Source organism: Sideroxydans sp. (genome assembly GCF_054604835.1).
Genome location: NZ_JBTSFG010000009.1, coordinates 32,324 through 53,804, shown reverse-complemented (window position 1 = coordinate 53,804; position 21,481 = coordinate 32,324). Strand labels below are relative to the sequence as shown.

Annotated in this window: 21 protein-coding genes; 6 read left to right on the top strand and 15 right to left on the bottom strand. The window is 61.2% G+C overall.

Annotated elements, in window-relative coordinates:
* Positions 1-22 precede the first annotated feature (22 nt).
* The 13 genes from hrpA to pmbA all read right to left on the bottom strand — a co-directional run bounded on the left by hrpA (position 23) and on the right by pmbA (position 14,105).
* Positions 23-3,766 (bottom strand): ATP-dependent RNA helicase HrpA, encoded by a 3,744-nt coding sequence (gene hrpA / locus ACYCZ5_RS12960; RefSeq protein ID WP_461545219.1) that lies wholly within the window; start codon positions 3,764-3,766, stop codon positions 23-25.
* Entirely contained in the window at positions 3,763-4,419 is a 657-nt protein-coding gene (locus ACYCZ5_RS12955) for a thermonuclease family protein (RefSeq protein ID WP_461545218.1), read from the bottom strand. The genes hrpA and ACYCZ5_RS12955 overlap by 4 nt, the downstream gene beginning before the upstream one ends.
* Complete coding sequence (locus ACYCZ5_RS12950; protein WP_461545217.1) at positions 4,416-4,922, bottom strand: phosphatidylglycerophosphatase A family protein; 507 nt, start codon at positions 4,920-4,922, stop codon at positions 4,416-4,418. The genes ACYCZ5_RS12955 and ACYCZ5_RS12950 overlap by 4 nt, the downstream gene beginning before the upstream one ends.
* Positions 4,906-5,865 carry a thiamine-phosphate kinase gene (gene thiL / locus ACYCZ5_RS12945; RefSeq protein ID WP_461545216.1) on the bottom strand — a complete coding sequence of 320 codons (960 nt, stop codon included), beginning with the start codon at positions 5,863-5,865 and terminating at the stop codon, positions 4,906-4,908. Before thiL ends, ACYCZ5_RS12950 begins: the two co-directional genes overlap by 17 nt.
* 15 nt (positions 5,866-5,880) lie before the next feature.
* The gene (gene nusB / locus ACYCZ5_RS12940) at positions 5,881-6,327 is read right to left on the bottom strand and encodes a transcription antitermination factor NusB (RefSeq protein ID WP_461545215.1); all 447 of its coding nucleotides are present in this window, start codon (positions 6,325-6,327) and stop codon (positions 5,881-5,883) included.
* The gene (gene ribH, locus ACYCZ5_RS12935) at positions 6,324-6,776 is read right to left on the bottom strand and encodes a 6,7-dimethyl-8-ribityllumazine synthase (protein WP_461545214.1); all 453 of its coding nucleotides are present in this window, start codon (positions 6,774-6,776) and stop codon (positions 6,324-6,326) included. The genes nusB and ribH overlap by 4 nt, the downstream gene beginning before the upstream one ends.
* Positions 6,773-7,876, bottom strand: coding sequence for a bifunctional 3,4-dihydroxy-2-butanone-4-phosphate synthase/GTP cyclohydrolase II (gene ribBA, locus ACYCZ5_RS12930; RefSeq protein WP_461545213.1), 1,104 nt, complete (start codon positions 7,874-7,876; stop codon positions 6,773-6,775). Before ribBA ends, ribH begins: the two co-directional genes overlap by 4 nt.
* The gene (locus ACYCZ5_RS12925) at positions 7,873-8,478 is read right to left on the bottom strand and encodes a riboflavin synthase (RefSeq protein WP_461545212.1); all 606 of its coding nucleotides are present in this window, start codon (positions 8,476-8,478) and stop codon (positions 7,873-7,875) included. Before ACYCZ5_RS12925 ends, ribBA begins: the two co-directional genes overlap by 4 nt.
* Positions 8,471-9,556: a bifunctional diaminohydroxyphosphoribosylaminopyrimidine deaminase/5-amino-6-(5-phosphoribosylamino)uracil reductase RibD gene (gene ribD, locus ACYCZ5_RS12920; protein ID WP_461545211.1), complete on the bottom strand. Its 1,086-nt coding sequence runs from the start codon at positions 9,554-9,556 to the stop codon at positions 8,471-8,473. Before ribD ends, ACYCZ5_RS12925 begins: the two co-directional genes overlap by 8 nt.
* Positions 9,557-9,558: 2 nt before the next feature.
* Positions 9,559-10,032: a transcriptional regulator NrdR gene (gene nrdR / locus ACYCZ5_RS12915; protein ID WP_461545210.1), complete on the bottom strand. Its 474-nt coding sequence runs from the start codon at positions 10,030-10,032 to the stop codon at positions 9,559-9,561.
* A gap of 71 nt (positions 10,033-10,103) precedes the next feature.
* Positions 10,104-11,351 carry a serine hydroxymethyltransferase gene (gene glyA / locus ACYCZ5_RS12910; RefSeq protein WP_461545209.1) on the bottom strand — a complete coding sequence of 416 codons (1,248 nt, stop codon included), beginning with the start codon at positions 11,349-11,351 and terminating at the stop codon, positions 10,104-10,106.
* Positions 11,352-11,460: 109 nt separating this feature from the next.
* The gene (locus ACYCZ5_RS12905) at positions 11,461-12,738 is read right to left on the bottom strand and encodes a FecR family protein (protein WP_461545208.1); all 1,278 of its coding nucleotides are present in this window, start codon (positions 12,736-12,738) and stop codon (positions 11,461-11,463) included.
* Positions 12,739-12,758: 20 nt separating this feature from the next.
* Positions 12,759-14,105: a metalloprotease PmbA gene (gene pmbA / locus ACYCZ5_RS12900; protein WP_461545207.1), complete on the bottom strand. Its 1,347-nt coding sequence runs from the start codon at positions 14,103-14,105 to the stop codon at positions 12,759-12,761.
* Positions 14,106-14,176: 71 nt separating this feature from the next.
* Between pmbA and yjgA the strand changes: the two genes are divergently transcribed.
* Together yjgA and ACYCZ5_RS12890 are read left to right on the top strand one after the other, a co-directional pair.
* Complete coding sequence (gene yjgA, locus ACYCZ5_RS12895; RefSeq protein WP_461545206.1) at positions 14,177-14,692, top strand: ribosome biogenesis factor YjgA; 516 nt, start codon at positions 14,177-14,179, stop codon at positions 14,690-14,692.
* Complete coding sequence (locus ACYCZ5_RS12890; protein WP_461545205.1) at positions 14,689-15,384, top strand: alpha/beta hydrolase; 696 nt, start codon at positions 14,689-14,691, stop codon at positions 15,382-15,384. Before yjgA ends, ACYCZ5_RS12890 begins: the two co-directional genes overlap by 4 nt.
* Here the strand turns inward: ACYCZ5_RS12890 and ACYCZ5_RS12885 are convergent.
* A complete protein-coding gene (locus ACYCZ5_RS12885) occupies positions 15,381-16,910 on the bottom strand; it encodes a hypothetical protein (protein WP_461545204.1) in 1,530 nt (509 codons plus the stop codon). The two genes, ACYCZ5_RS12890 and ACYCZ5_RS12885, sit on opposite strands and share 4 nt — an antisense overlap.
* Positions 16,911-17,063: 153 nt before the next feature.
* Between ACYCZ5_RS12885 and aat the strand changes: the two genes are divergently transcribed.
* On the top strand, positions 17,064-17,759 hold the full coding sequence (gene aat, locus ACYCZ5_RS12880) for a leucyl/phenylalanyl-tRNA--protein transferase (RefSeq protein WP_461545230.1): 696 nt from the start codon (positions 17,064-17,066) through the stop codon (positions 17,757-17,759).
* Position 17,760: 1 nt separating this feature from the next.
* Here aat and ACYCZ5_RS12875 read toward each other — a convergent pair whose 3' ends face one another.
* The gene (locus ACYCZ5_RS12875; protein ID WP_461545203.1) at positions 17,761-18,615 is read right to left on the bottom strand and encodes a GGDEF domain-containing protein; all 855 of its coding nucleotides are present in this window, start codon (positions 18,613-18,615) and stop codon (positions 17,761-17,763) included.
* A gap of 137 nt (positions 18,616-18,752) precedes the next feature.
* On the opposite strand from ACYCZ5_RS12875, the gene ACYCZ5_RS12870 reads away from it, so the two are divergent.
* The 3 genes from ACYCZ5_RS12870 to ACYCZ5_RS12860 are packed head-to-tail and all read left to right on the top strand — an operon-like array spanning position 18,753 to position 21,399.
* The gene (locus ACYCZ5_RS12870; protein ID WP_461545229.1) at positions 18,753-19,493 is read left to right on the top strand and encodes an arginyltransferase; all 741 of its coding nucleotides are present in this window, start codon (positions 18,753-18,755) and stop codon (positions 19,491-19,493) included.
* A complete protein-coding gene (locus ACYCZ5_RS12865; RefSeq protein WP_461545202.1) occupies positions 19,487-20,365 on the top strand; it encodes a hypothetical protein in 879 nt (292 codons plus the stop codon). The genes ACYCZ5_RS12870 and ACYCZ5_RS12865 overlap by 7 nt, the downstream gene beginning before the upstream one ends.
* Positions 20,365-21,399 (top strand): quinone-dependent dihydroorotate dehydrogenase, encoded by a 1,035-nt coding sequence (locus ACYCZ5_RS12860; protein WP_461545201.1) that lies wholly within the window; start codon positions 20,365-20,367, stop codon positions 21,397-21,399. Before ACYCZ5_RS12865 ends, ACYCZ5_RS12860 begins: the two co-directional genes overlap by 1 nt.
* Positions 21,400-21,481: the final 82 nt, after the last annotated feature.

The window sequence follows — 21,481 nt, the reverse complement described above, 5'->3', positions numbered from 1 at the left end:
GCACCGTTATCCGGCACACATTCTACCCGTTCAGGGACGCCAATACCTTCTCCAGCCGCTTGGCCGACACGATCACCGGAGTTTTCAATTCCTGCGCAAACAGGGATACGCGCAGTTCCTCCATCATCCAGCCGAAGTCTTCCAGACGCTCGTCGCGTGCGCCTTGCTGGGCTTGCAGGCGGCGTTGCCATTGCTGCTGCAAAGGCAGTAATTGGGCCAGATTGGTTGCGTCGCGCGCGGGGTTGCTGCGCAGTTTTTCCAGGCGCACGTTGATCCCCTTCAGGTAACGCGGCATGTGTTGCATGCGCTCGTAGGGCGTGCGGGCGATCCAGCCTTTTCCGAGCAGGCTCTCCAGTTGCTGGCGGATGTCCTGCTGCGCTTGGCCGTGCGCCTTGAAGCCGGGCAGGGCTTTTTGCAGGGCCTGATGTTCGGTGAGCACCGTGCCGACCAGACGCGCGATCTCCTGCCCCACCAGATTGAGGCGCGACTTCGCGTCCTTGCAGCGCACGTTGAAGGTCTTCTCACTGTCCGGCAGCGGATCGTTCAGACAGCAGCGGTCGAAGGTGACGCAGAGGATCTGCTGTTGCAGATCCTGCTGGCTGCCGAATGGAAGGAACAGCATCGCCATCTTCTGCAGGTCGGGCAAGTTCTTCTCCAGGAACTTCACCTGCTCTTTCAGCGCCAGCATGAACAGGCGGCGCAGCCCGGCACGGTGCACGGCTTGCGCTTCGTCTGCAGTATCGAAAGCTTGCAGCGTCACCGCATCGCCCTCGTCGTGCAGTGCGTTGAACACCGTCACCTGCTGACCGGCACGCGGCACTTGGGTGGTCTCGGCGAAATCGCCGAAGGTCCAGGATGTGTAGCGTTCCCTGTTGGTCGTGACTGCAGTCTGCGTCTGCTTCACAGGCGCGCTGGCGGCCAGCGTCACCTTAGGTGCCCACTCGCCGCGCAAATGCAGGAAGTTGCGCCCCATCCCCAACTGCCGTCCGTGCTCATCTATGACACGGAAGTTCATCAGCAGATGCGGCGGCAGTTGTTCCAAGCGGAAGGCATCCAGCGGCACGTCGACCTGTTTCTGCTCGCGCATGTATTTCGCGATGGCCTGCAACAGCGGCATGTCGCTCGGCTTCACTGCGACACAGAAGGCGGCGGCGAATTCCGGCACTGGCACGCAATGACGGCGCAGTTTCTGCGGCAGCGACTTCAGTAGTTGCGCCACCTTCTCCGCCAATATGCCCGGCACCAGCCATTCGCAGCGTGCAGGCTGCACCTGGTTGATGAGCGCCTGCGGCACGGTCAGCGTGACGCCGTCGTCGTTCTTGCCGGGCGCGAAGTTGTAGGCCAGCGCGTAGCTCACGTTGTTCATCAACAACTGCGGCGGAAAGTGCTCGGTGGTGATACCCGCCGCCTCGTGCCGCATCAGGTCGTCCTTCTTCAGGTACAGCAGTTTCGGATTCTCGCGCTCGACTTCCTTGCGCCACTTCTCGAAATTCGCACCGTTATGCATCCCGGCCGGGATGCGTGCATCGTAGAAAGCGAAGATCAGTTCGTCGTCCACCAGCACGTCGGGACGGCGCGATTTGTGTTCCAGCGCTTCGATGTCGGCGATGAGTTTCTGGTTGTGCGCGAAGAACGGCGCCTGCGTGTTGAACTCGCCTTCCACCAGCGCGGTACGGATGAACACCGCACGCGATTCCTGTGGATCCATCGGGCCGTAATGCACGCGCTTCTTCGGATTGATGAGCAGGCCGAACAGCGTGCTGCGTTCCCATGCTGCCACCTGCGCCGCTTTCTTCTCCCAGTGCGGATCGAAGTAGCTGCGCTTCAACAGGTGGTCGCCGACCTCCTCCAGCCATTGCGGTTCGATGCGCGCCACGCAGCGCGCGTACAGGCGCGTGGTCTCCATCAGCTCCGCCGCCAGCACCCACTTCGCGCCTTTCTTCGCCAGCACCGAGTTGGGCGCGATGAAGAACTTCGTCTCGCGCGCGCCAAGGTAGTGCGGCTCGTTCACCGCGCGCGTGCCGATGTTGCCGATCAGACCGGTGAGCAGCGCCTTGTGTATCTGCTCATAGCTGGCGGGCTGCTCGTTGAAGCGCATGTTCATCTCGGCCATCTGCGCATGCAGCTGCTGGTGCAACTCGTGCCATTCGCGCAGACGCAGCGGCGACAAGAAATGACTGCGGCATTCGTTCGCCCACAACTTGTTGCTCTTCTTGTGCTGCACGCCCTTCTTGAACCAGTCCCATAACTTGAGATAGGCAAGGAAGTCTGAACGCTCGTCGTTGAAGCGCTGGTGCGCGGCATCGGCCGCCTCGCGCCGCTCCGCCGGGCGGTCGCGCGGGTCTTGCAGCGACAAGGCGCTTGCAATGATGATGATCTCGGTCAGACACTGGTATTGCTTGCCGGCCAGCAACAGGCGCGCGATCTTGGGATCGAGCGGTAGCTTGGCCAGCTCGTGGCCGAGTTTGGTCAGCTGGCGCTGCTCGTCGATGGCGTTCAGTTCGTGCAGCAACTGATAACCGTCGGCGATGGCGCGCGAACCGGGCGGCTCGATGAAGGGGAACTCCGCGACATCGCCCAGCCCCAGCGCGCTCATGCGCAGGATGACGGTCGCCAATGAGACGCGGAATATCTCCGGATCACTGAACTCGGGACGTTGCGTGAACTCCTCTTCGTCATACAAGCGGATACAGATGCCGCTCATCACACGACCGCAACGACCGGCGCGCTGGTTGGCGGCCGAGCGCGCGATCTTCTCGATATGCAACTGCTCCACCTTCTGGCGGATGCTGTAGCGGTTGATGCGCGCCACACCGGTGTCGATCACATAACCGATGTTGGGCACAGTGAGCGAGGTCTCCGCCACGTTGGTGGCCAGCACCACGCGGCGCTGATTACCGACTTTGAACACGCGATCCTGTTCTGCTATCGACAAGCGGGAGAACAGCGGCAATATCTCTATGCCTTTGTGCTGATGCTTGCGCAATGCCTCGGCGGCTTCGCGTATCTCGCGCTCGCCGGGCAGGAACACCAGCACGTCGCCGTGCAGTCCGCCGATGGAAAGTTCATCGAGTGCGCTGCAGATAGCCTGCGGCACATCCTGCATCTCGCCTTCCTCATCTTTTTGCGGCGGTCGGTAGCGCACTTCGACCGGGTAGGTGCGACCAGAGACCTGCAACACCGGCGCGCCCGAAAAATGTTTCGAGAAGCGCTCCGCGTCCAGTGTGGCCGAGGTGATGATGAGTTTCAGGTCGGGCCGCTTGCGCAATAACTGCTTGAAGTAGCCGAGCAGGAAGTCGATGTTGAGCGAGCGCTCGTGCGCTTCGTCGATGATGAGCGTGTCGTATTGCTTGAGCAGCGGGTCGCTGTGGATCTCGGCCAGCAGGATGCCGTCGGTCATCAGCTTGATGGCAGAATCGGGCGACACCTTGTCGTTGAAGCGCACCTTGTAACCGACCAGCCCGCCCAGTTCGCTCTTCAGTTCCTGCGCGATGCGTGCGGCCACCGAACGTGCCGCCACTCGCCTGGGTTGCGTGTGACCGATGACGCCATGCACACCGCGCCCGATACTCAAACATATCTTGGGCAACTGCGTGGTCTTGCCGGAGCCGGTCTCTCCGCACACGATGATGACCTGATGCTTTTCTATGGCCTGCGCCAGTTCTTCGCGCCGCGCCACCACCGGCAGGTCGGCCGGATATTCGATGCTGGTGAGTTGCTGGATGCGCGCGAGGCGGCGCTGGGCGATGGCGGACAGTGGTTTCATCGCTGCTCCACGCACAATTTCGGACACGGGATGCCGTCACCATCCGTATCCAGCGAAGTCTCGCCGCAGCGCGTCAGGTAGAAGTGCGCTTCGTCGCAGGCAGACATTTGCGCGCAGCGCCTCTTCTTACCGCAAGTCAAATCATAGGGTTCAAAGACCGGCGGGGTGTTCGTTGTCGCATGCTGTCGGTAGTACAAGGGATGTTGCCTGCGCCATTCCCACGGCGCTTGCGGACTGGTTTGCGTCCACAGGCCGCGCCGCGCCTGTTGCGCTTCGTGCTGCAATTCGATGAACTCATTGTCGGCGTGATGGAAGGAATATTCCCATGCCAGCCCTTGACGCACTTGCTCACGATTCAAGTTGATTCCGCTCAAAGTGAGTGTGGCGATGGTGCGACCGTATTGGTCGACGGCTCTACTCTCCACCTGCACCACTTTTTTGATCACGCGGGACTTCAAATAATTTAGGGATTCAGGACCGAACGGTTGCGCCTTCTCGGGTGCATCGATATCGGCCAGCCGCAGTTTGATCTTCTGCTTGTCGCGCAACGCTAGCACGGTATCGCCGTCGAGCACGGCGATCACATACGCTTCGAACGTTTCCGCCTGCGCCGCCCAAGTCAGGCAACACAATAGAACGCACCACCACTTCATAGCAGGATGCTTTTAAGGAAAGCCAGGCAGAGCAGCGTGTAGCCCGCCGCCAGCAGGTCGTCGAACATGACCCCGAGACCGCCATGCCAGTGGCTGTCGTAATAGCGGATGGGTTGCGGTTTGACGATGTCGAAGAAACGGAACAAAGAGAATGCCAGTAACTGCCAGATCAGACCGTCAGGTGTGAAGAACAGCACCAGCAGGAAGGCCACCACTTCGTCCCACACGATGCCGCCGAAATCGGCCTCGCCCAGTGCCTTGCCGGTGATGTCGCACACCCACACACCGATGACGTACATCCAGATCAGCACGAAGATAAACATGGCGTCGGACAGGCGCGGCGACATGTACCAGAAGAACGGGAATGCCAGCAAGGTGCCGGCGGTGCCGGGCGAGCGCGGCACCAGCCCCAGCCCCAGCCCGAATGCAAGCATGTAGGCGGGATGGCTGAACAGGAAGCGCCAGTTTGGCTTGACCTTCAATACTTCATGCGAAGTGGTCATAGCCCTCCTTCTCGATCCTGATCACACTGCCGTCTGCCGCGCGCAATTTGCAGCTCTGCCCGGAAACGATCTTGCCGATACGCGTCAGCGGCAGGTGCAGCGGATCGGCCAGCGCCATGATCTCTTCGCGCCGCGCAAGCGGTGCGGTGAAGCACAGCTCGTAGTCATCGCCGCCGGAGAGCACGCAATCCTGTGCCAGCATGTCCATGCCTGCGCCTGAAGTGGCGAAATAAGCGCATTTCGGCAAACGGTCGTAGCGCACTTCGGCCGCCACATTCGAACTGTCCAGGATGTGTTTCAGATCAGCCAGCAGGCCGTCCGATATATCGATGGCGCTATGTGCGAGACCGCGCAGGGCCAGCCCCAGCTCCACACGCGGTTGCGGCTGCTGCAAGGCGGCGAGACAGGTCTGGCGCGCCCCATCGGGCAGCTGCACCCGATCCTGCAACTGCGCCAATCCCAACGCGGCTTCACCCAATACCCCCGACACCCAGATATCGTCACCGACCTGAGCGCCACTGCGGCGCAGCGCTTGCCCCTGCGGCACTTCGCCCATGATGGTCACGCTCAGATTGAGCGGGCCGCGCGTGGTGTCGCCACCGACCAGCTCCACACCGTGCGCATCGGCCAGCGCGAAGAAGCCCTCGCTGAATGCCAGCAACCAGTCGTCGTGCGCCTGCGGCAACGACAAGGACAGCGTCGCCCAGCGCGGTTGCGCGCCCATCGCCGCCAGATCGGACAGATTCACCGCCAGCGTCTTGTGGCCCAGTTGCCGGGGATCGGTATCGAGATAGAAATGGGTGCCACCGACCAGCATGTCGGTGGAGACTGCCAACTCCATGCCCGGGCTGACAGTCATCAGTGCTGCATCGTCGCCCACGCCCAGATTCGTGTTGGGGGTGGGGCGCGTGAAGTAACGCCTGATGAGATCGAATTCTGACATCAGGACGGCTTGCCCTTACTTGGCCGAGACTTCGATCGCTCGCGCCTGCGCCGCCAGCTTGTCCAGCACGCCATTGACGAACTTGTGGCCGTCGCTGCCGCCAAAGGTCTTGGCCAGCTCGACGGCTTCGTTGATGACCACGCGATAAGGCACTTCAGGCTGATGGAACAATTCGTAAGCGCCGAGCAGCAACACCGAATATTCAACCGGGCTCAACTCCGCCAGCGCGCGATCAAGTTGGGGGGTGATCTGCTCATCCAGCGCTTCATGCTGGGCGATGGCGCCGCGCAACAGTTGCTGGTACAGCTCGCTGTCGTAGCGTCCCAGACTCTTGTCGTCGCCCGTGCTGCGGCCGATCTGCGTCGCGCTGCTGCCGGAGATCTTCCATTCGTAGATGCCCTGCAGCGCCAGTTCACGCGCGCGGTGGCGCGGGCTGACGGCGACTTTCTTGGTGTCGGTCATGCCAGTTCCCGTGCCAGATTGACCATCTCAATGGCGACCAGTGCGGCTTCCGCACCTTTGACACTCATGCGCACTTCGGCCTGCTCATCGGTATCGGTGGTGAGGATGGCATTGGCGATGGGCATGCCGGTCGCCAATTGCACTTCGCCCACGCCGCGTGCGGATTCGTTGGACACAATCTCGAAGTGATAGGTGTCGCCGCGGATCACCGCGCCCAGCGCGATCAGCGCATCGTAGTCATGGCTCTCGGCCATCTGCCACAGCACCAGCGGTATCTCGAGCGCGCCCGGCACGGTGGCCAGCACGATGTCGTCGTCCGCCACACCGCTCTTGAGCAGTTGCGCATGACAGGCAGCCAGCAAACCGTCGCATACGACATCATTGAAACGGCTCTGCACGATGCCGATGCGCATCCCCGTGCCATTCAGATTCTTTTCGATCTCTCTCATTTTGTATCCTTGGAAGAACAATAACCCACGATCTCAAGGCCGAAGCCCGCCATGCTCGGCATCTTGCGTGCCGTGCCGATCAAACACATCTTGCCCACACCGATGTCGCGCAGGATCTGCGCGCCGATGCCGTAACTCTTCGGGTCCCACTTGCTCGCCGGATGTTCGGCATGATTCTCCAGCGCACGGTCCAGCAGCGTCTGCGATGTCTCGTCCTGATGCATCAACACCAGCACGCCGCTGGAAGCCTGACTGATCTTTTTCAGCGCCTCGTGCACACTGGTGCTCTTCTCGTAGCTGGTCTGCTCCATGAAGTCCATCACCGACAGCGGCTCGTGCACACGCACCAGCGTCTCGAACTCGGGCTGGATGTCGCCTTTGGCCAACGCCAGATGCGTGCGCTGCGTACTCTTGTCGGTATAGGCATACAGCTCGAACTCGCCATACGCGGTCTGCACGGTACGCTTGCCCACGCGATCGACCAGTGTCTCGTTGTGCGCACGGTATTCGATCAGGTCGGCGATGGTGCCAATCTTCAGGCCGTGCTGCTGGGCGAACGGGATCAGGTCCGGCAGGCGCGCCATCTCACCGTCTTCCTTGAGGATCTCGCAGATCACCGAGGCGGGTGTCAGCCCGGCCAGTTGCGCCAGGTCACAGCCAGCCTCGGTGTGACCGGCACGCACCAGCACACCACCGTCGCGCGCCATCAGCGGAAAGATGTGGCCGGGCTGCACGATGTCTTGCGGCTTGGCATCCTTGTTCGCTGCGGCGAGGATGGTGCGCGCGCGGTCCGCAGCGGAGATACCGGTGGTGACACCGGTCGCCGCTTCGATGCTGAGTGTGAAGTTGGTCGCCAGCGGCAGACCGTTCTCGCGCACCATCAGCGGCAGGTCGAGCTGCTTGCAATGCTGCTGGGTCAGCGTGAGGCAGATCAGGCCGCGACCATGCTTGGCCATGAAGTTGACCATCTCCGGTGTGGCGAACTCGGCGGCGAATACCAGATCGCCCTCGTTCTCGCGGTCTTCCTCGTCCACCAGCACGACCATGCGGCCGGCGCGTATCTCTTCGATGATCTCGTGGATCGGTGCAACGTCTGTCATGTGTTCTGTTCTTTCTCTGCCTGCATCATGCGTTCCACATAGCGCGCGATCAGGTCGATCTCCAGATTCACGCGCTTACCTTTTTCCAATTCATTCAGTGTCGTCACTTCCAGCGTGTGCGGGATCAGGTTCACCTCGAACTCGTTGCCCGCGACATGGTTCACCGTCAGGCTCACACCGTTGATGGTGATCGAGCCCTTCACCGCGATGTACTTGGACAGTGCCTGCGGTGCACGCACCACCAGACGCCAGCTTTCGCCGATATCATTGAACGCCGCCACCTCACCCACGCCGTCCACATGGCCGCTAACCAAGTGACCGCCGATGCGGTCTGACAGGCGCATCGCCTTTTCCAGATTGACGTGCCCGCCTTGCTGCTCCAGCCCGGTGGTGCAATCCAGCGTCTCTCGCGAGACATCGACGGTGAAGTCGTTGCCATCCACCGCGATCACGGTCAGACACACACCGTTCACCGCGATGCTGTCGCCCAGTGCCACATCGTCCATGCCCAACACTTCGGTCGCCACGGTCAGGCGCAGACCGCCTTCGCGATCGGCCACCTTCTTGATCATGCCGGCGTCTGCAATGATTCCACTAAACATGTTTCACCTCCGCTGTGATTCGTAGATCCTCACCCACCCGGCGCACGTCGCGCCAAGCCAGCTCCACGCGCTGCTCCAGACGCAACAACTCGCCCAAGTCTGCCATGCCGCGTGCGGCGTCGCCCAGTAGCTGCGGCGCCAGATACAGCACCAGCTCATCCACCAGTCCAGCTTGCAGCAATGCGCCGTTCAGTTCGCGCCCCGCTTCCACCAACACTTCGTTGATGCCGCGCCGTGCCAGTTCGCGCATCACTGCCTGCAGATCGACACGCCCTGAGGCATCGGCCAACAACAATACTTCCGCGCCCCGCTGCTGCAAAGCTGCACGCTTGCCGGCATCCTGCGATGCCGTGCAGACCAGCACCGAACCGCTTTGCAGCATGCGCGCCGCAGGCGGCATGCGCAGCGTACTGTCCAGCACCACGCGCAAAGGTTGGCGTTCGGTCGCGATGCGCACGTTCAATTGCGGATCGTCCGCCAACACCGTGCCGATGCCGGTCAGCACCGCACAGGAACGCGACCGCAGATGCTGCACATCCTGCCGGGCCGCCGCGCCGGTGATCCACTGACTGACGCCGTTCGCCAGCGCGGTGCGTCCGTCCAGGCTGGCGGCGATCTTGCTGCGCACCCAGGGCGAACCACGTGTCATGCGCGAGACGAAACCGACATTCAGTTCATGCGCCGCCGCTTCCATCAGACCGCATTCGACTTCGATACCTGCCGCACGCACACGGGCGATGCCTTGCCCGGCCACCTGCGGATTGGGATCCTGCATCGCGCACACCACGCGCGCCACACCCGCTGCGATCAATGCATCGGCACAAGGCGGCGTACGCCCGTGATGACTGCACGGCTCCAGCGTGACATAGGCAGTCGCCCCGCGCGCTTTTTCCCCGGCTGCACGCAAGGCGTGCACTTCAGCATGCGGCTCACCGGCACGTCTGTGCCAACCTTCACCGACAACTTCATCGCCCTTGACCAGCACACAGCCGACACGCGGGTTGGGCGAGGTCGTGTTCAACCCCTGCGCCGCCAGTTGCAGCGCCCGTGCCATCCACTGACTATCGGCCGCGTGCATGATCAGTCCGTCTTGCGCCGTCGCACCGGCTTGCGCATGGCGTCCACCTCGTCGGTGAAGTCGTCCACATCCTGAAAGCTCTTGTACACCGAGGCGAAGCGGATGTAGGCCACCTTGTCCAGCTTCAGCAGCTCTTTCATCACCAGCTCGCCGATCTGGCGCGACGGGATCTCACGCTCACCGAATGCGAATATCGTTTGCGTGACATGCCCGATCGCCGCATCCACCAACTCGGTCGGCACCGGTCGCTTGTGCAGCGCACGGGTGAAACTGTTGCGCAAACGCTCATCGTCGAACTCACTACGCGTGCCGTTATGCTTGACCACCTGCGGCATGCGCAGCTCCACCACTTCATGCGTGGTGAAACGTTTGTCGCACGACAGGCAACGACGGCGACGTCGGATGCTGTCGCCTTCTTCGCTCAATCGCGTATCCACCACTTGGGTGTCTTCGTGCTTACAGAATGGACATTTCATCGCTGCAAGTACCGGGTGATAGGTTTCAAGTGCCGGCTTGTGAGTCTGTTCAGGCCGGCACTCAAAACGATTTAGTTACCGTACACGGGGAAGGCGGTGGTCAGCTGCTTCACCTCGCCCACCACGCGCGCGATCACGGTTTCGTCGGTCGGCGCATCCAGCACATCGGCGATCAGGTTGGCCAGCTTCTCTGCTTCCAGCTCCTTGAAGCCGCGCGTGGTCATCGCGGGCGAACCGATACGGATACCGGACGTGACGAACGGCTTCTCGGGATCGTTGGGGATGGCGTTCTTGTTGACGGTGATGTGCGCTTTGCCCAGCGCCTCTTCGGCAGCCTTGCCGGTCAGTTTCTTGGCACGCAGATCGACCAGGAACACGTGACTGTCGGTGCGGCCGGAGACGATGCGCACGCCGCGCTCGGTCAGCACTTTGGCCATCACGCGCGCGTTGTCGATCACTTGCTTCTGGTACTCCTTGAACTCGCTGCTAGCCGCTTCCTTGAACGCCACCGCCTTGGCGGCGATCACGTGCATCAGCGGGCCACCTTGCAGTTGCGGGAAGATGGCGGAGTTCAATGCCTTCTCATGTTCCGCCTTGGCCAGGATCAGACCGCCGCGCGGGCCGCGCAAAGTCTTGTGAGTGGTGGTGGTGACGAAGTCGGCGATGCCGACCGGGCTGGGGTAGCAACCCGCCGCGATGAGACCCGCGTAGTGCGCCATATCAACGAACAGATAGGCACCGACGCTGTCGGCGATGGCGCGGAAGCGCTTCCAGTCGATTACCAGCGCGTAAGCCGAAGCACCCGCCACGATCATCTTGGGTTTGTGTTGCGTCGCCAAAGCCTGCACCTGGTCGTAGTCGATCTCTTCCTTGTCGTTGAGACCGTACTGGATGGCGTTGTACAGCTTGCCGCTGATGTTCACCGTCGCGCCGTGGGTCAAGTGACCGCCATGCGCCAGACTCATACCGAGGATGGTGTCACCCGGCTTCAGCACGGAGACGTACACACCCTGGTTGGCCTGCGAACCGGAGTGCGGCTGCACGTTGGCGTATTCAGCACCGAACAAAGACTTGGCGCGATCGATGGCCAATTGCTCGGCGACGTCCACGAACTCGCAACCGCCGTAGTAGCGCTTGCCGGGATAACCTTCGGCGTACTTGTTGGTCAGCTGACTGCCCTGCGCTTCCATCACCGCCGGGCTGGTGTAGTTCTCCGAGGCGATCAGCTCGATGTGATCTTCCTGACGGGCGGTTTCTTTCTGGATCGCATCCCACAGATCGGGATCGACGGCGGCGAGGGTGTTTTTGCGCGAGAACATGGATGGCCTTCCAAAGTTAAAGGATAAAAAGAAAGGCGCGCATTTTATCACGCCCGGAAGCTAAAACGCCGCCCATCAGGGCGGCGTCTCCTTGGGGCGCATCGGCCGCTCAGGGGGCGTCGAACAGCATCGGCACATCCCAGGCACCGGCCTGCCCGCCGGCAAATATCTGGCGCACACGCAGGAAATAGCGCCCGGACTGCGGGCGCGGCATATCGATCCAGTTGTCCGCCGTCTTGGCATCCAGCAGCAGATGCTGGAAATCCTGACGCGGCGCGACCTGCACCTGATAACTCACGCTCTGCTTGCGCCCCACCCAGCGCAGTTGCAATTGCTTGCCGCCGACATAGACCTTGGTCATAGCGAACTTGCGCGGCGGCACATTGACCTCGAAGCTGATCCGGCCCTCCATGCCCTGCAGACCGTGGCTATCCACCGCGCGCAACTTCAACCAGTAACGGCCGTTCGGCAGTTCGTTCAAACGGATTGTCTTGCCGTCGCTGCGCACCGAGACCAGTCGGTCAGAGAAGTCCGCGTTTCGCGCCAGTTCGCCGACAAAGCGCTGCGCGCCAGCCTGCTCGCCCATTGTCCACTCGATATAGGGCGTATCGAACGAGACAGGCAATTCGGGATAGACCGGCTCGGACAACAGCGGAATCACCTGCGCCGCGTCACGCCCATTGGCCACCGAACCCTCGCGCGCATTCAGCGCCAGCACGACCGGTGTCTGCGTGGCATCGAAGGCGACCGCGCCTTCTTCCACTTCGGTAAAAGTGACCACGCCATCCTGTCGCACACGGAAGTGCGTGCCGCGTATGCCGACTGTGGCATTGCGTCCCGCGATAGCCAGATCGGCCATGCCGACTTCATGCCGGACCTTGAACGCATCGATCTGTCCGGTCACCAGTCGCAACAGCGACGAGAGCACGCCATCCGCGCGCTGCTCCAGCTTCTCAACCTTGAGCTCGCTGCGCTCCAGCATGTTCACCAGCGAAGTATCCGGCATGCGCAAGCGCAAGGCTCCGCCTTGCGCGGTCAACACACTTGCACCGGCGGGGATCATGTCACCCGCTTTCAATTCTTTGCCATTCGCCGTCGCCTCGCCTGTCACGGCTTCGACTTTCAAACTGCCCGAACGGGACTTCAACCAGACGCGCTTGACGCGCAATTGCTGACCGGGCTCGATCAGGTTCGGATCGGGCAACAGGTTGTAGTTCGCCACGTCGCGCCAGCGCGAAGGCATATCCATCTGCGCGCGCGCCAGATCGCCCAGGGTGTCGCCGCTGCGCACTTCGATGGTCACATCGTCCGGCCCCGGCAACAGCGCTTCCGCACTGACGAATTGCATCCAGAACAGGACGACAACGCCCAACAATACTTTCTTCATTGCATTCCCCTCCATGCTCTTCATTGCCCCGCTATCGACATGCGCCCGAGCAACACCGAACCGCACTGGCGCGAACCCTGCACCAGCACATCGTTGCCGATGGCGACGATGTCACGGTACATGTCCTTCAGGTTGCCCGCGATGGTGATCTCTTCCACCGCATACTGGATCTCGCCGTTCTCCACCCAAAAGCCCGCCGCCCCGCGCGAGTAATCACCCGTCACCGGATTGACGCCGTGACCCAGCAACTCGGTCACCACCAGCCCGCGCTGCATGGTGCGCAGCAGACCGGCGAAATCCTGGTCACCCGGGCGGATGATCAGATTGTGCGTGCCGCCTGCGTTGCCGGTGGTTTGCATGCCCAGTTTGCGCGCGCTGTAGGTGCCGAGGAAATAGCCTTGCAGCACACCATCTTCGACGATGGTGCGTCGACGCGTGCGCACGCCCTCGTTGTCGAACGGACTGCTGGCCAGACCGCGCTTGATGTCCGGCACATCCTCGATGTGCACGATATCGGAGAACACCGGCTTGCCCAGTTGGTCCGGCAGGAATGACGATTTGCGATACAGCGCACCGCCGCTCACCGCCTGCACGAAATGACCGAACAGGCCGGCAGCCACCGGCGCTTCAAACAGCACCGGACATTGCATGGTGGACAACCTGCGCGCCTTGAGGCGGCGCACGGTGCGCTCGGCGGCGATGCGCCCGATCTCTTCCACCTTGAGGATCTGCGCCGCATTGCGCGCCACGCTATACCAGTAGTCGCGCTGCATGCCGCTGCCTTTACCGGCAATCACCGAACAACTCACGCTATGTCTGGATGAAGCGTAACCGCCGCTGAAACCGCGACTGTTGGCCTGCACGAAACAACCCTGATTGGCATTGACGCTGGCACCTTCGGAATTGACGATGCGCGTGTCTGCGGCGAATGCGGCTTGCTCGCATTCACGTGCCAGCTCGACCGCCTGATCGACATTGATACCCCACGGGTGACACAGATCAAGGTCCTGATATTCGAAAGCCAGCTGGTCGACATCGGGCAGACCTGCGCAGTCGTCCTCGGCAGTGAAGCGCGCGATGTTGAGCGCGGCATCCACCGTGTCGTGCACGGCCTGTGTGGAGAAATCCGAGGTACTGGCATTGCCGCGTCGCTGGCCGAGATACACAGTCACGCTCAAACCCTTGTCGCGGTTGTATTCGATGGTCTCGATCTCGCCCTGGCGCACGCTGACCGCATGCCCGTCACCTTCGGACACTTCGGCCACACAGTCCGAAGCGCCCTTCTTGCGGGCGTAAGCGACGATGTCGGCAGCCAGTTGGCGCAGGTCATCCAGGGTCGGTCGGGTATTGTTTACGGGAGCGCGCATAAAATTTTCAGTCGGGGGCAAGCAGCAGGGGCGCTATCATAACAACATACCGACCTGGAACGACACCCACGATGAAACCGCACAACACCCCCGACGAGGAGCTGGAAGAGCTCCCGCCCAGCAAGACCAAGATCAAGAAACAGATGCACGACCTGCGTGATCTGGGCAAAGAACTGACCGAACTTTCCAAGGACAAATGGCGCGAACTGGATCTGCCGGAGAACCTGTTCGATGCTTTGGTTGAATACAAGCGCATCACCAAGTTCGGTGCACAGAAACGCCAGCTGCAATACATCGGCAAATTGATGCGCGATGTGGAGACCGAGCCCATCCTGGCCAAGATGGATATCTGGAGCGGCAATTCGCGCCAGCACACGGCATGGCTGCATCAGGTGGAAGCCTGGCGCGACCGCATGCTGGAAGAACCGGATGCGCTGACCGAATTCCTGGCCCAGCATCCCGAGGCGGATGTGCAAAGACTGCGTACGCTGATCCGCAACGCGCTGAAAGAGAAAGAGCTGAACAAGCCGCCCAAGTCCTACCGCGAGATCTTCCAGTTGCTGCGCGAGATCATTCCGCAACCATGAGCGGACTGTTGCGCCACATCGCCTTCGACAGCGGACGCGAGCCCCGCCACAGCATGATCTGGCTGCATGGTCTGGGGGCGAGCGGTGACGATTTCGTGCCTGTGGCGGAAGCCTTGCAGCTGCCGCACGCGATGCGCCATATCTTCCCGCATGCGCCGCAGATACCGGTCACGCTCAATGGTGGATTCGTGATGCCCGCCTGGTACGACATCCGCAATGTCGATGCGTCCAGCTGGAACCGCACCGGCAGTGATTCATCACAGGATGTCGAGGGTATTCGTGCGTCGCAACAAGCGATCGATGCCTTCATCGAAAACGAGATCACGCGCGGCATTGCGCCTTCCAATATCTTTCTTGCGGGATTCTCCCAGGGCGGCGCCATCGCGCTGCAATGCGGACTGCGCAGACAAGCGGGCTTGGGCGGCATACTGGCCTTGTCCACCTATCTGCCGCTGGCGGACACGTTACAGACAGAGGCAAGCGAGGCCGGATCGCACACGCCATTGTTCATGGCGCATGGACGGCAGGATACGGTGGTGCCATATGCGCTGGGCACGCACTCGCTGCAGCTATTGCAGGATGCGGGTTGCATGGTGGACTGGCACGAATACGACATGCCGCATTCGGTATGCATGGAAGAGATCGACGATATCTCAGGCTGGCTTAGCCAGCGTATGACCAGCCCCGTTTAAGCTTCGCTGGTGGAGTCTTGCTCCATCATGCGGTAACGCGCGAGGTCATAATCATCCCCTCGCTCGACCAGCGCCAACGGCAACAGCAGGTAGGCCTTGTCATCCAGCTCCATATTCAGACTGCGCTGCGGCGTATAGGTATCCTGCTTCATCAGCAGCCACGCCTCGCCGCTGGTATCGGCCGGCCGGTTCAGATACAGACCGAGTTGCCCGCCTTCCGGCCCCCGCACTGCGCGATCCTGTAAAGGTACTCCGACCACGCGCGGACTCAACACTTCGACACCGATGTGCATAGTGCCATCACGCTCGCGACTCAAACGGCGCACCACACCCGCTCCCCAGTGGGTGACACTCTCCGGCTTGCTGCCGACCAGCGCACCGATCTTGATGCCGTCGACCCGCGCAGGTTGCACCACGCTGCGAAAACCTGTCGCACTGATGTCTTCGATCTCCCAGGTCTCGCTCTCTTCGGCGCCGAAATTCAAACCCACATCACTGTGCTCCAGCATCTTCAGGAAACCGTTGGCGACCTTGAGATTGACCTTGATCTTGCGGCGCGGCGTGCGGCGCGTGGGCGGCGGCAAGGTCAGGCTCTGCATCAACCTCCCCGCGATATCCTTCACCAGCTCCGCTTCGAACTTGGCACCGTACAGATTCAAGCCGTCCGGCAGGATGCCCTTGTCCAGCGTCTTGGTCATGTTTTCCAACATCTGGCGCATATCGTCAGCCACGATGTAGCGCAAGGCAGGATGGATGGTGCCTTCTGCCGTGGCGCGCATGGGAGGGGTGGGTTGTGCCATGTCGAATACGAACAGCGCCGTACCGTTGTAGGCATTGAACACCTTCACACCTTTGCCCAGTGCCGCGAACAGGCGCTCGGCGATATGTTCCTGCACGGGATTCAGGTTGCCGGCACTACAGCCGTACCACAGCATCAGCACGGCAAAAGCTTCTCCGGTGCTGAGATTGCATCCGGGATAGACGGTGACGCTTTCGTTGCTGAATTCCTGCGACTCGGCCAGCTCATAGTAGGCGGCCAAGCGTCGCCATAAGGCCGGGTCGACCATCGCATAGCGCGCCGCCGCCATCTTGAGCAGGCCGCCGATGGCACCGATCCCGCGCGTACACAGCAGAGCCAGATCCGGCTTGATCGCAGAAGCACCTTTGGCATTGTCGCGATAGCGCTGCAGCACATCGAAATGCGCGTAATCACTCTGTGTGTAATAGGTATCCAGCAGCGTCCACAGACGATTCTCCTGGAATTTCGAGAGCGTTTGCAGCACGAAGTAGTCGTGCAACAGTTTGCGTACATGTCCCTGCGCCGCCTGATCGTACAGACGCAACACCGCCCAATGATGGTCGAGCTTGAAGTTGTCCGCCTGCTCGCTGATGGCCTCGACCCAGTCGGTCAGCTCCTGCAGCGCCTTGATCGAATCATGCTTGGGAATATCGTCCAGCAGCGATTGGGCGGACTTCAAATCCGCCAATGGATGATCCGATTTCTTGCCAAATATCCCCAGTACCACCGTTGCCTCCCCTTTGAGCGCGCACCTTGCAGGTAGCAATATAAGCACATTTCAGGCGTACTGCACATAGGGAGAATGGCCTATATACCGGCATATACCCACCATCCATCCGCTTTCAGTGCCAAATCCGGCAAGTTGTTCTATGCTCAAGGCATGATCCTGCTGCTGCAAGAAGACACCCCTTTCCCGCCTGTCACACAAGCCCTCAGACATCCGAACGGCTTGCTGGCCGCCGGTGGCGACCTGTCGCCCGCACGTTTGCTGGATGCCTACCGGCACGGCATCTTCCCTTGGTTCGGCGAAGGAGACCCCATCCTGTGGTGGAGCCCCGATCCGCGCATGGTGCTGATCCCTGCCGAGTTCAAACTCTCCAATTCCTTACGCAAGACTTTGCGCCGTGGTGCTTACCAACTGCGCACCGACACTGCCTTCGAGCAAGTGATGCGTGCCTGCGCCGCGCCGCGTGACGGGCAGGACGGCACCTGGATACAGGATGAGATGGTACGCGCCTATTGTGAGTTGCATCGCCAGGGCTACGCGCACTCGGTGGAGACCTGGATGGATGATGAACTAGTCGGCGGTCTGTACGGCGTGAGCATCGGCAAGATGTTCTACGGCGAATCCATGTTCAGCCGCCGCAGCGACGCATCCAAGATCGCGCTGGCACATCTGTGCGCACAACTGCAACGCTGGGACTTCGGCATGATCGACTGCCAGATGAACACCGCACACCTCGCGTCGCTCGGCGCGCGCGAGATACCGCGTCAGTCGTTCACCACCGAGATAGCGCGGCTGACCGCATCGCATGCTCCGCCCGCCCGATGGCAGTTCGACGTTGCAAACTGGTGAATCAGGCTGCGCTGGACACCACGCAGTTACGCCCCATGCGCTTGGCTTCATACATTGCGTCGTCGGCGCGGGCGTAGATGCTTTCCTGCGTATCGCCTTCCCTGAAGTGGGCGATGCCGATACTGACCGTGATATTCCCCACCACCGGGAACGGCCGATCCGCCACGACCATGCGTAATTTCTCGGCGAGCGGCCCGATATCCTCATCACCCGCCACATTCGCCAGCAGACAAAACTCTTCGCCGCCGACACGAAACAGCTGATCCGCACTGCGCACCGCCCCGCTTATGCGCTCGCAAACACCGCGCAACACCTTATCACCGACCTGGTGACCGTGAGTGTCGTTGATAAGTTTGAAGTGGTCGATATCAATCATCAGCAAGGCGAAGCGATGGTCATGGCGTATGGCATTGGATACGGCGCGATCCAGCACATCGTGGAACTTGCGCCGGTTGTAGGTGCCGGTCAGGGGATCGGCGACCACCAGATGCTCCAGCTCCGCCTTCAGCCTCTCCAGTTCCGCATTGCTCTCGCGCAGTGCATGCCCGGCCTTCTCGGCGCGATCGAGCAGGATGGCGGCATACAGTCCGAACAAGACGAACAGCACGGACACCAGCAGCCGCATGTACAGCTCGACCGGCTCCAACTCGAACAGCCCATGATGGAATGCTTCGCCCAGACCGAACATATAGACGTCTATGGCACCATCCAGCAACCAGAACAGCGGCACCATCACCACACCGGCCCAGGCGACCCGTCGCGAGTCTTTGCTCAGATGGGCCAGCGCCCCGAACCACACGCACAAGATGCAGAACCGTCGCTGCGCCTGCGCAGGCTCATGACTTTTGTCTTGCATACGCCCCCCTCTTTTCTTCTTTTGTCAGCACTCTACTCTTCCGCCCGCACGCCGCAAACCCCTGCAAAATCGGGGTTACCGCCGCGAGCGCGGAATTGGTACACTTGCACACCGCTCGCGCCAACACCGTATCCCGCATGAGTCTGCTCAACGATATCCCGCTCTCTTCCATCCAGCTCTATCTGACTGCGCCCTATCCATGCAGTTATCTGGAGGGACTGGAAGCGCGCTCGCAGGTCGCCACGCCGTCCTTCCTGATCAACGCTCAGGTCTATTCCGAACTGGTGCGGCAGGGCTTTCGCCGCAGCGGCACCTTCACTTACCGTCCGCGCTGCGACACCTGCCGTCAGTGTGTGCCGGTGCGCGTCGAGGCGAATACATTCACTGCCACGCGCTCACAGCGCCGCAGTTGGAAGAAGCATGGCAACCTGCATGTCGAGTTGTTGCCGCTAGAGGACAAGCCGGAATATTTCGAACTGTACCGGCGTTACCAGCAGGCGCGCCATGCCGAAGGCAGCATGGCGGACGACGATCCCGAGCAGTACCGCAACTTCCTGCTGCAGAGTCACGTGGACAGCATGCTAGTGGCATTCCGCGAGAACGGTGCCCTGCGCATGGTCAGCATCGTGGATGTTTTGAAGGACGGCCTGTCCGCGGTCTACACCTTCTACGATCCGGATGTACCCGGTGCCAGCTATGGCACTTACAACGTGCTGTGGCAGATCGAGCTGTGCCGAAAACTGGAACTGCCTTATCTCTATCTCGGCTACTGGATCGCCGCCTCGCGCAAGATGGCATACAAAGCCACTTTCCAACCCCTGCAAGGTCTGCGCGACGGATTCTGGCAACGACTCGAACACAAGGACCGCACATGCTGACCCGTCTGGCACTATTCGTATCACTGATACTCGCCCTGCCCTTTGCCGGATCGTTATTATCCGACGGCGAAGTCGATTGGCGCTTCGGCGAACTGGCGACACAGCCAGTGCAGCCATTGCTGATATCACTGGGCGCGATACTGGCACTATTCATCGCGATCGAGGTCGGCAACCGTCAGCGTTCCCTGCTCAAGCTGCAACGCCATTACCTGATCGCCCTGAGTGTGGCGGGCGCGGTGAGCGGGTGGTTGTTGCTCTATCTGAATCGTTATGTGGAAAGCTGGCTGGCCCCTGCCGAGCTGGATACAGCAGGCATGCTGACCCTGACCCTGTTGTTCGCCTTGCTGCTGCCTGCCGTGCTGGGATTGCGCACCCTGCTCGCCGGGCTGCCCGGCCTGTTGCAGCGACTGGCACGGCTGCCTGCCATGCCGTCGCTTTCGGCCAGCCATACCGTCAATGTGTTGGCACCGCTCGCCCTGCTGGGATTGATCGGCGGCGCAGCCTGGCCGGAGTTGCTGTTCTGGTTGATGTGGCTCGCACCGCTACTGTTGCTGATCTCGTTGCAAGCCTTGTGGCATGAACGCAGCATCTTCGCCGAACTGGCGACCGGCGACTGGGGGCGTGTGCTGTGTGCCGCGCTGTCCGGTCTGCTGGTGTGCAACGTCGCCGTGCTGGCGTTCCGTCTCGGCGGCGGCACGCTGATCGTGCAAGTGCCCAACGCCGCCTTCGCGCAACTCGGCTACGCCCTGTTCGGCCTGCTCAGCCTGCAACTGGGCGATGTGATCGCCGAATACTGGCGCGGCAAGACGCGCGGCGAAGTGTTCAAACGCAAATCGTTTCCCATTCCAGTCGTTTCCAAGAAAGAGCAGTGATGTCATTTTTTCAGTTGTTCCGCCCCGCCCTGTTCGCGCTCGATGCCGAGACCGCGCACCACGCCACCATCGACGGCCTTAAGACCGCGCAATGCCTCGGCCTCACCTCGATGATGTTCAAGCGCCCCGCAAATGATCCGCGCACCGTGATGGGCCTGACCTTCCCCAACCCGGTCGGCTTGGCCGCAGGTCTCGACAAGAACGGCGAAGTGATCGACGCGCTGGCCGCATTCGGCTTCGGCTTCATCGAGATCGGCACCGTGACACCGCGCGCCCAGCCCGGCAATCCCAAACCGCGCATGTTCCGCATCCCCGAAGCGCAGGGCGTGATCAACCGCATGGGCTTCAACAACGGCGGCGTGGATGCGCTGATCGAGAACGTGAAGCGCGCGAAGTACCAAGGCATCCTCGGCATCAACATCGGCAAGAACGCCGACACCCCCATCGAAAAGGCGGCGGACGATTACCTGATCGGACTGCGCAAGGTGTATCAGCATGCCAGCTACGTCGCCATCAACATCTCCTCGCCCAACACCAAGAACCTGCGCCAGCTGCAGGGCGGCGACGAACTGGATGCACTGCTCGGCCAACTGAAAGCGGAACAGGAAAAACTCGCGCAACAACATGGCAAATACGTCCCGCTGGCCGTAAAGATCGCGCCCGATCTGGATAGCGAACAGATCAAACAGATCGCCGCGCTACTCACCAAACACCGTATCGACGCCGTCATCGCCACCAACACCACCCTGTCGCGCGAAGGCGTGGAAGGCCTGCCGCACGGCAACGAAGCAGGCGGCCTCTCCGGCGCGCCGGTGCGCGACAAGTCAACCGCCCTGATCCGTCAACTCGCCGCCGAACTGAATGGCGCCCTGCCCATCATCGGCGTGGGCGGCATCCTCAAAGGCGCGGATGCCGTGGAGAAGATGCAGGCCGGTGCCGCGCTGGTGCAGGTCTATAGCGGATTGGTGTATCGCGGGCAGGAACTGGTAACAGAATGTGCGGCCGCGATACACACTGTCGACAACAAGGTCTGACCCCCTTCAACCGCCTGCAAGTTATATGCTTATAGCCTGCCTGCGGTTGAAGCGCCCCCCGTTCCGGCGCATAATCCGCCCC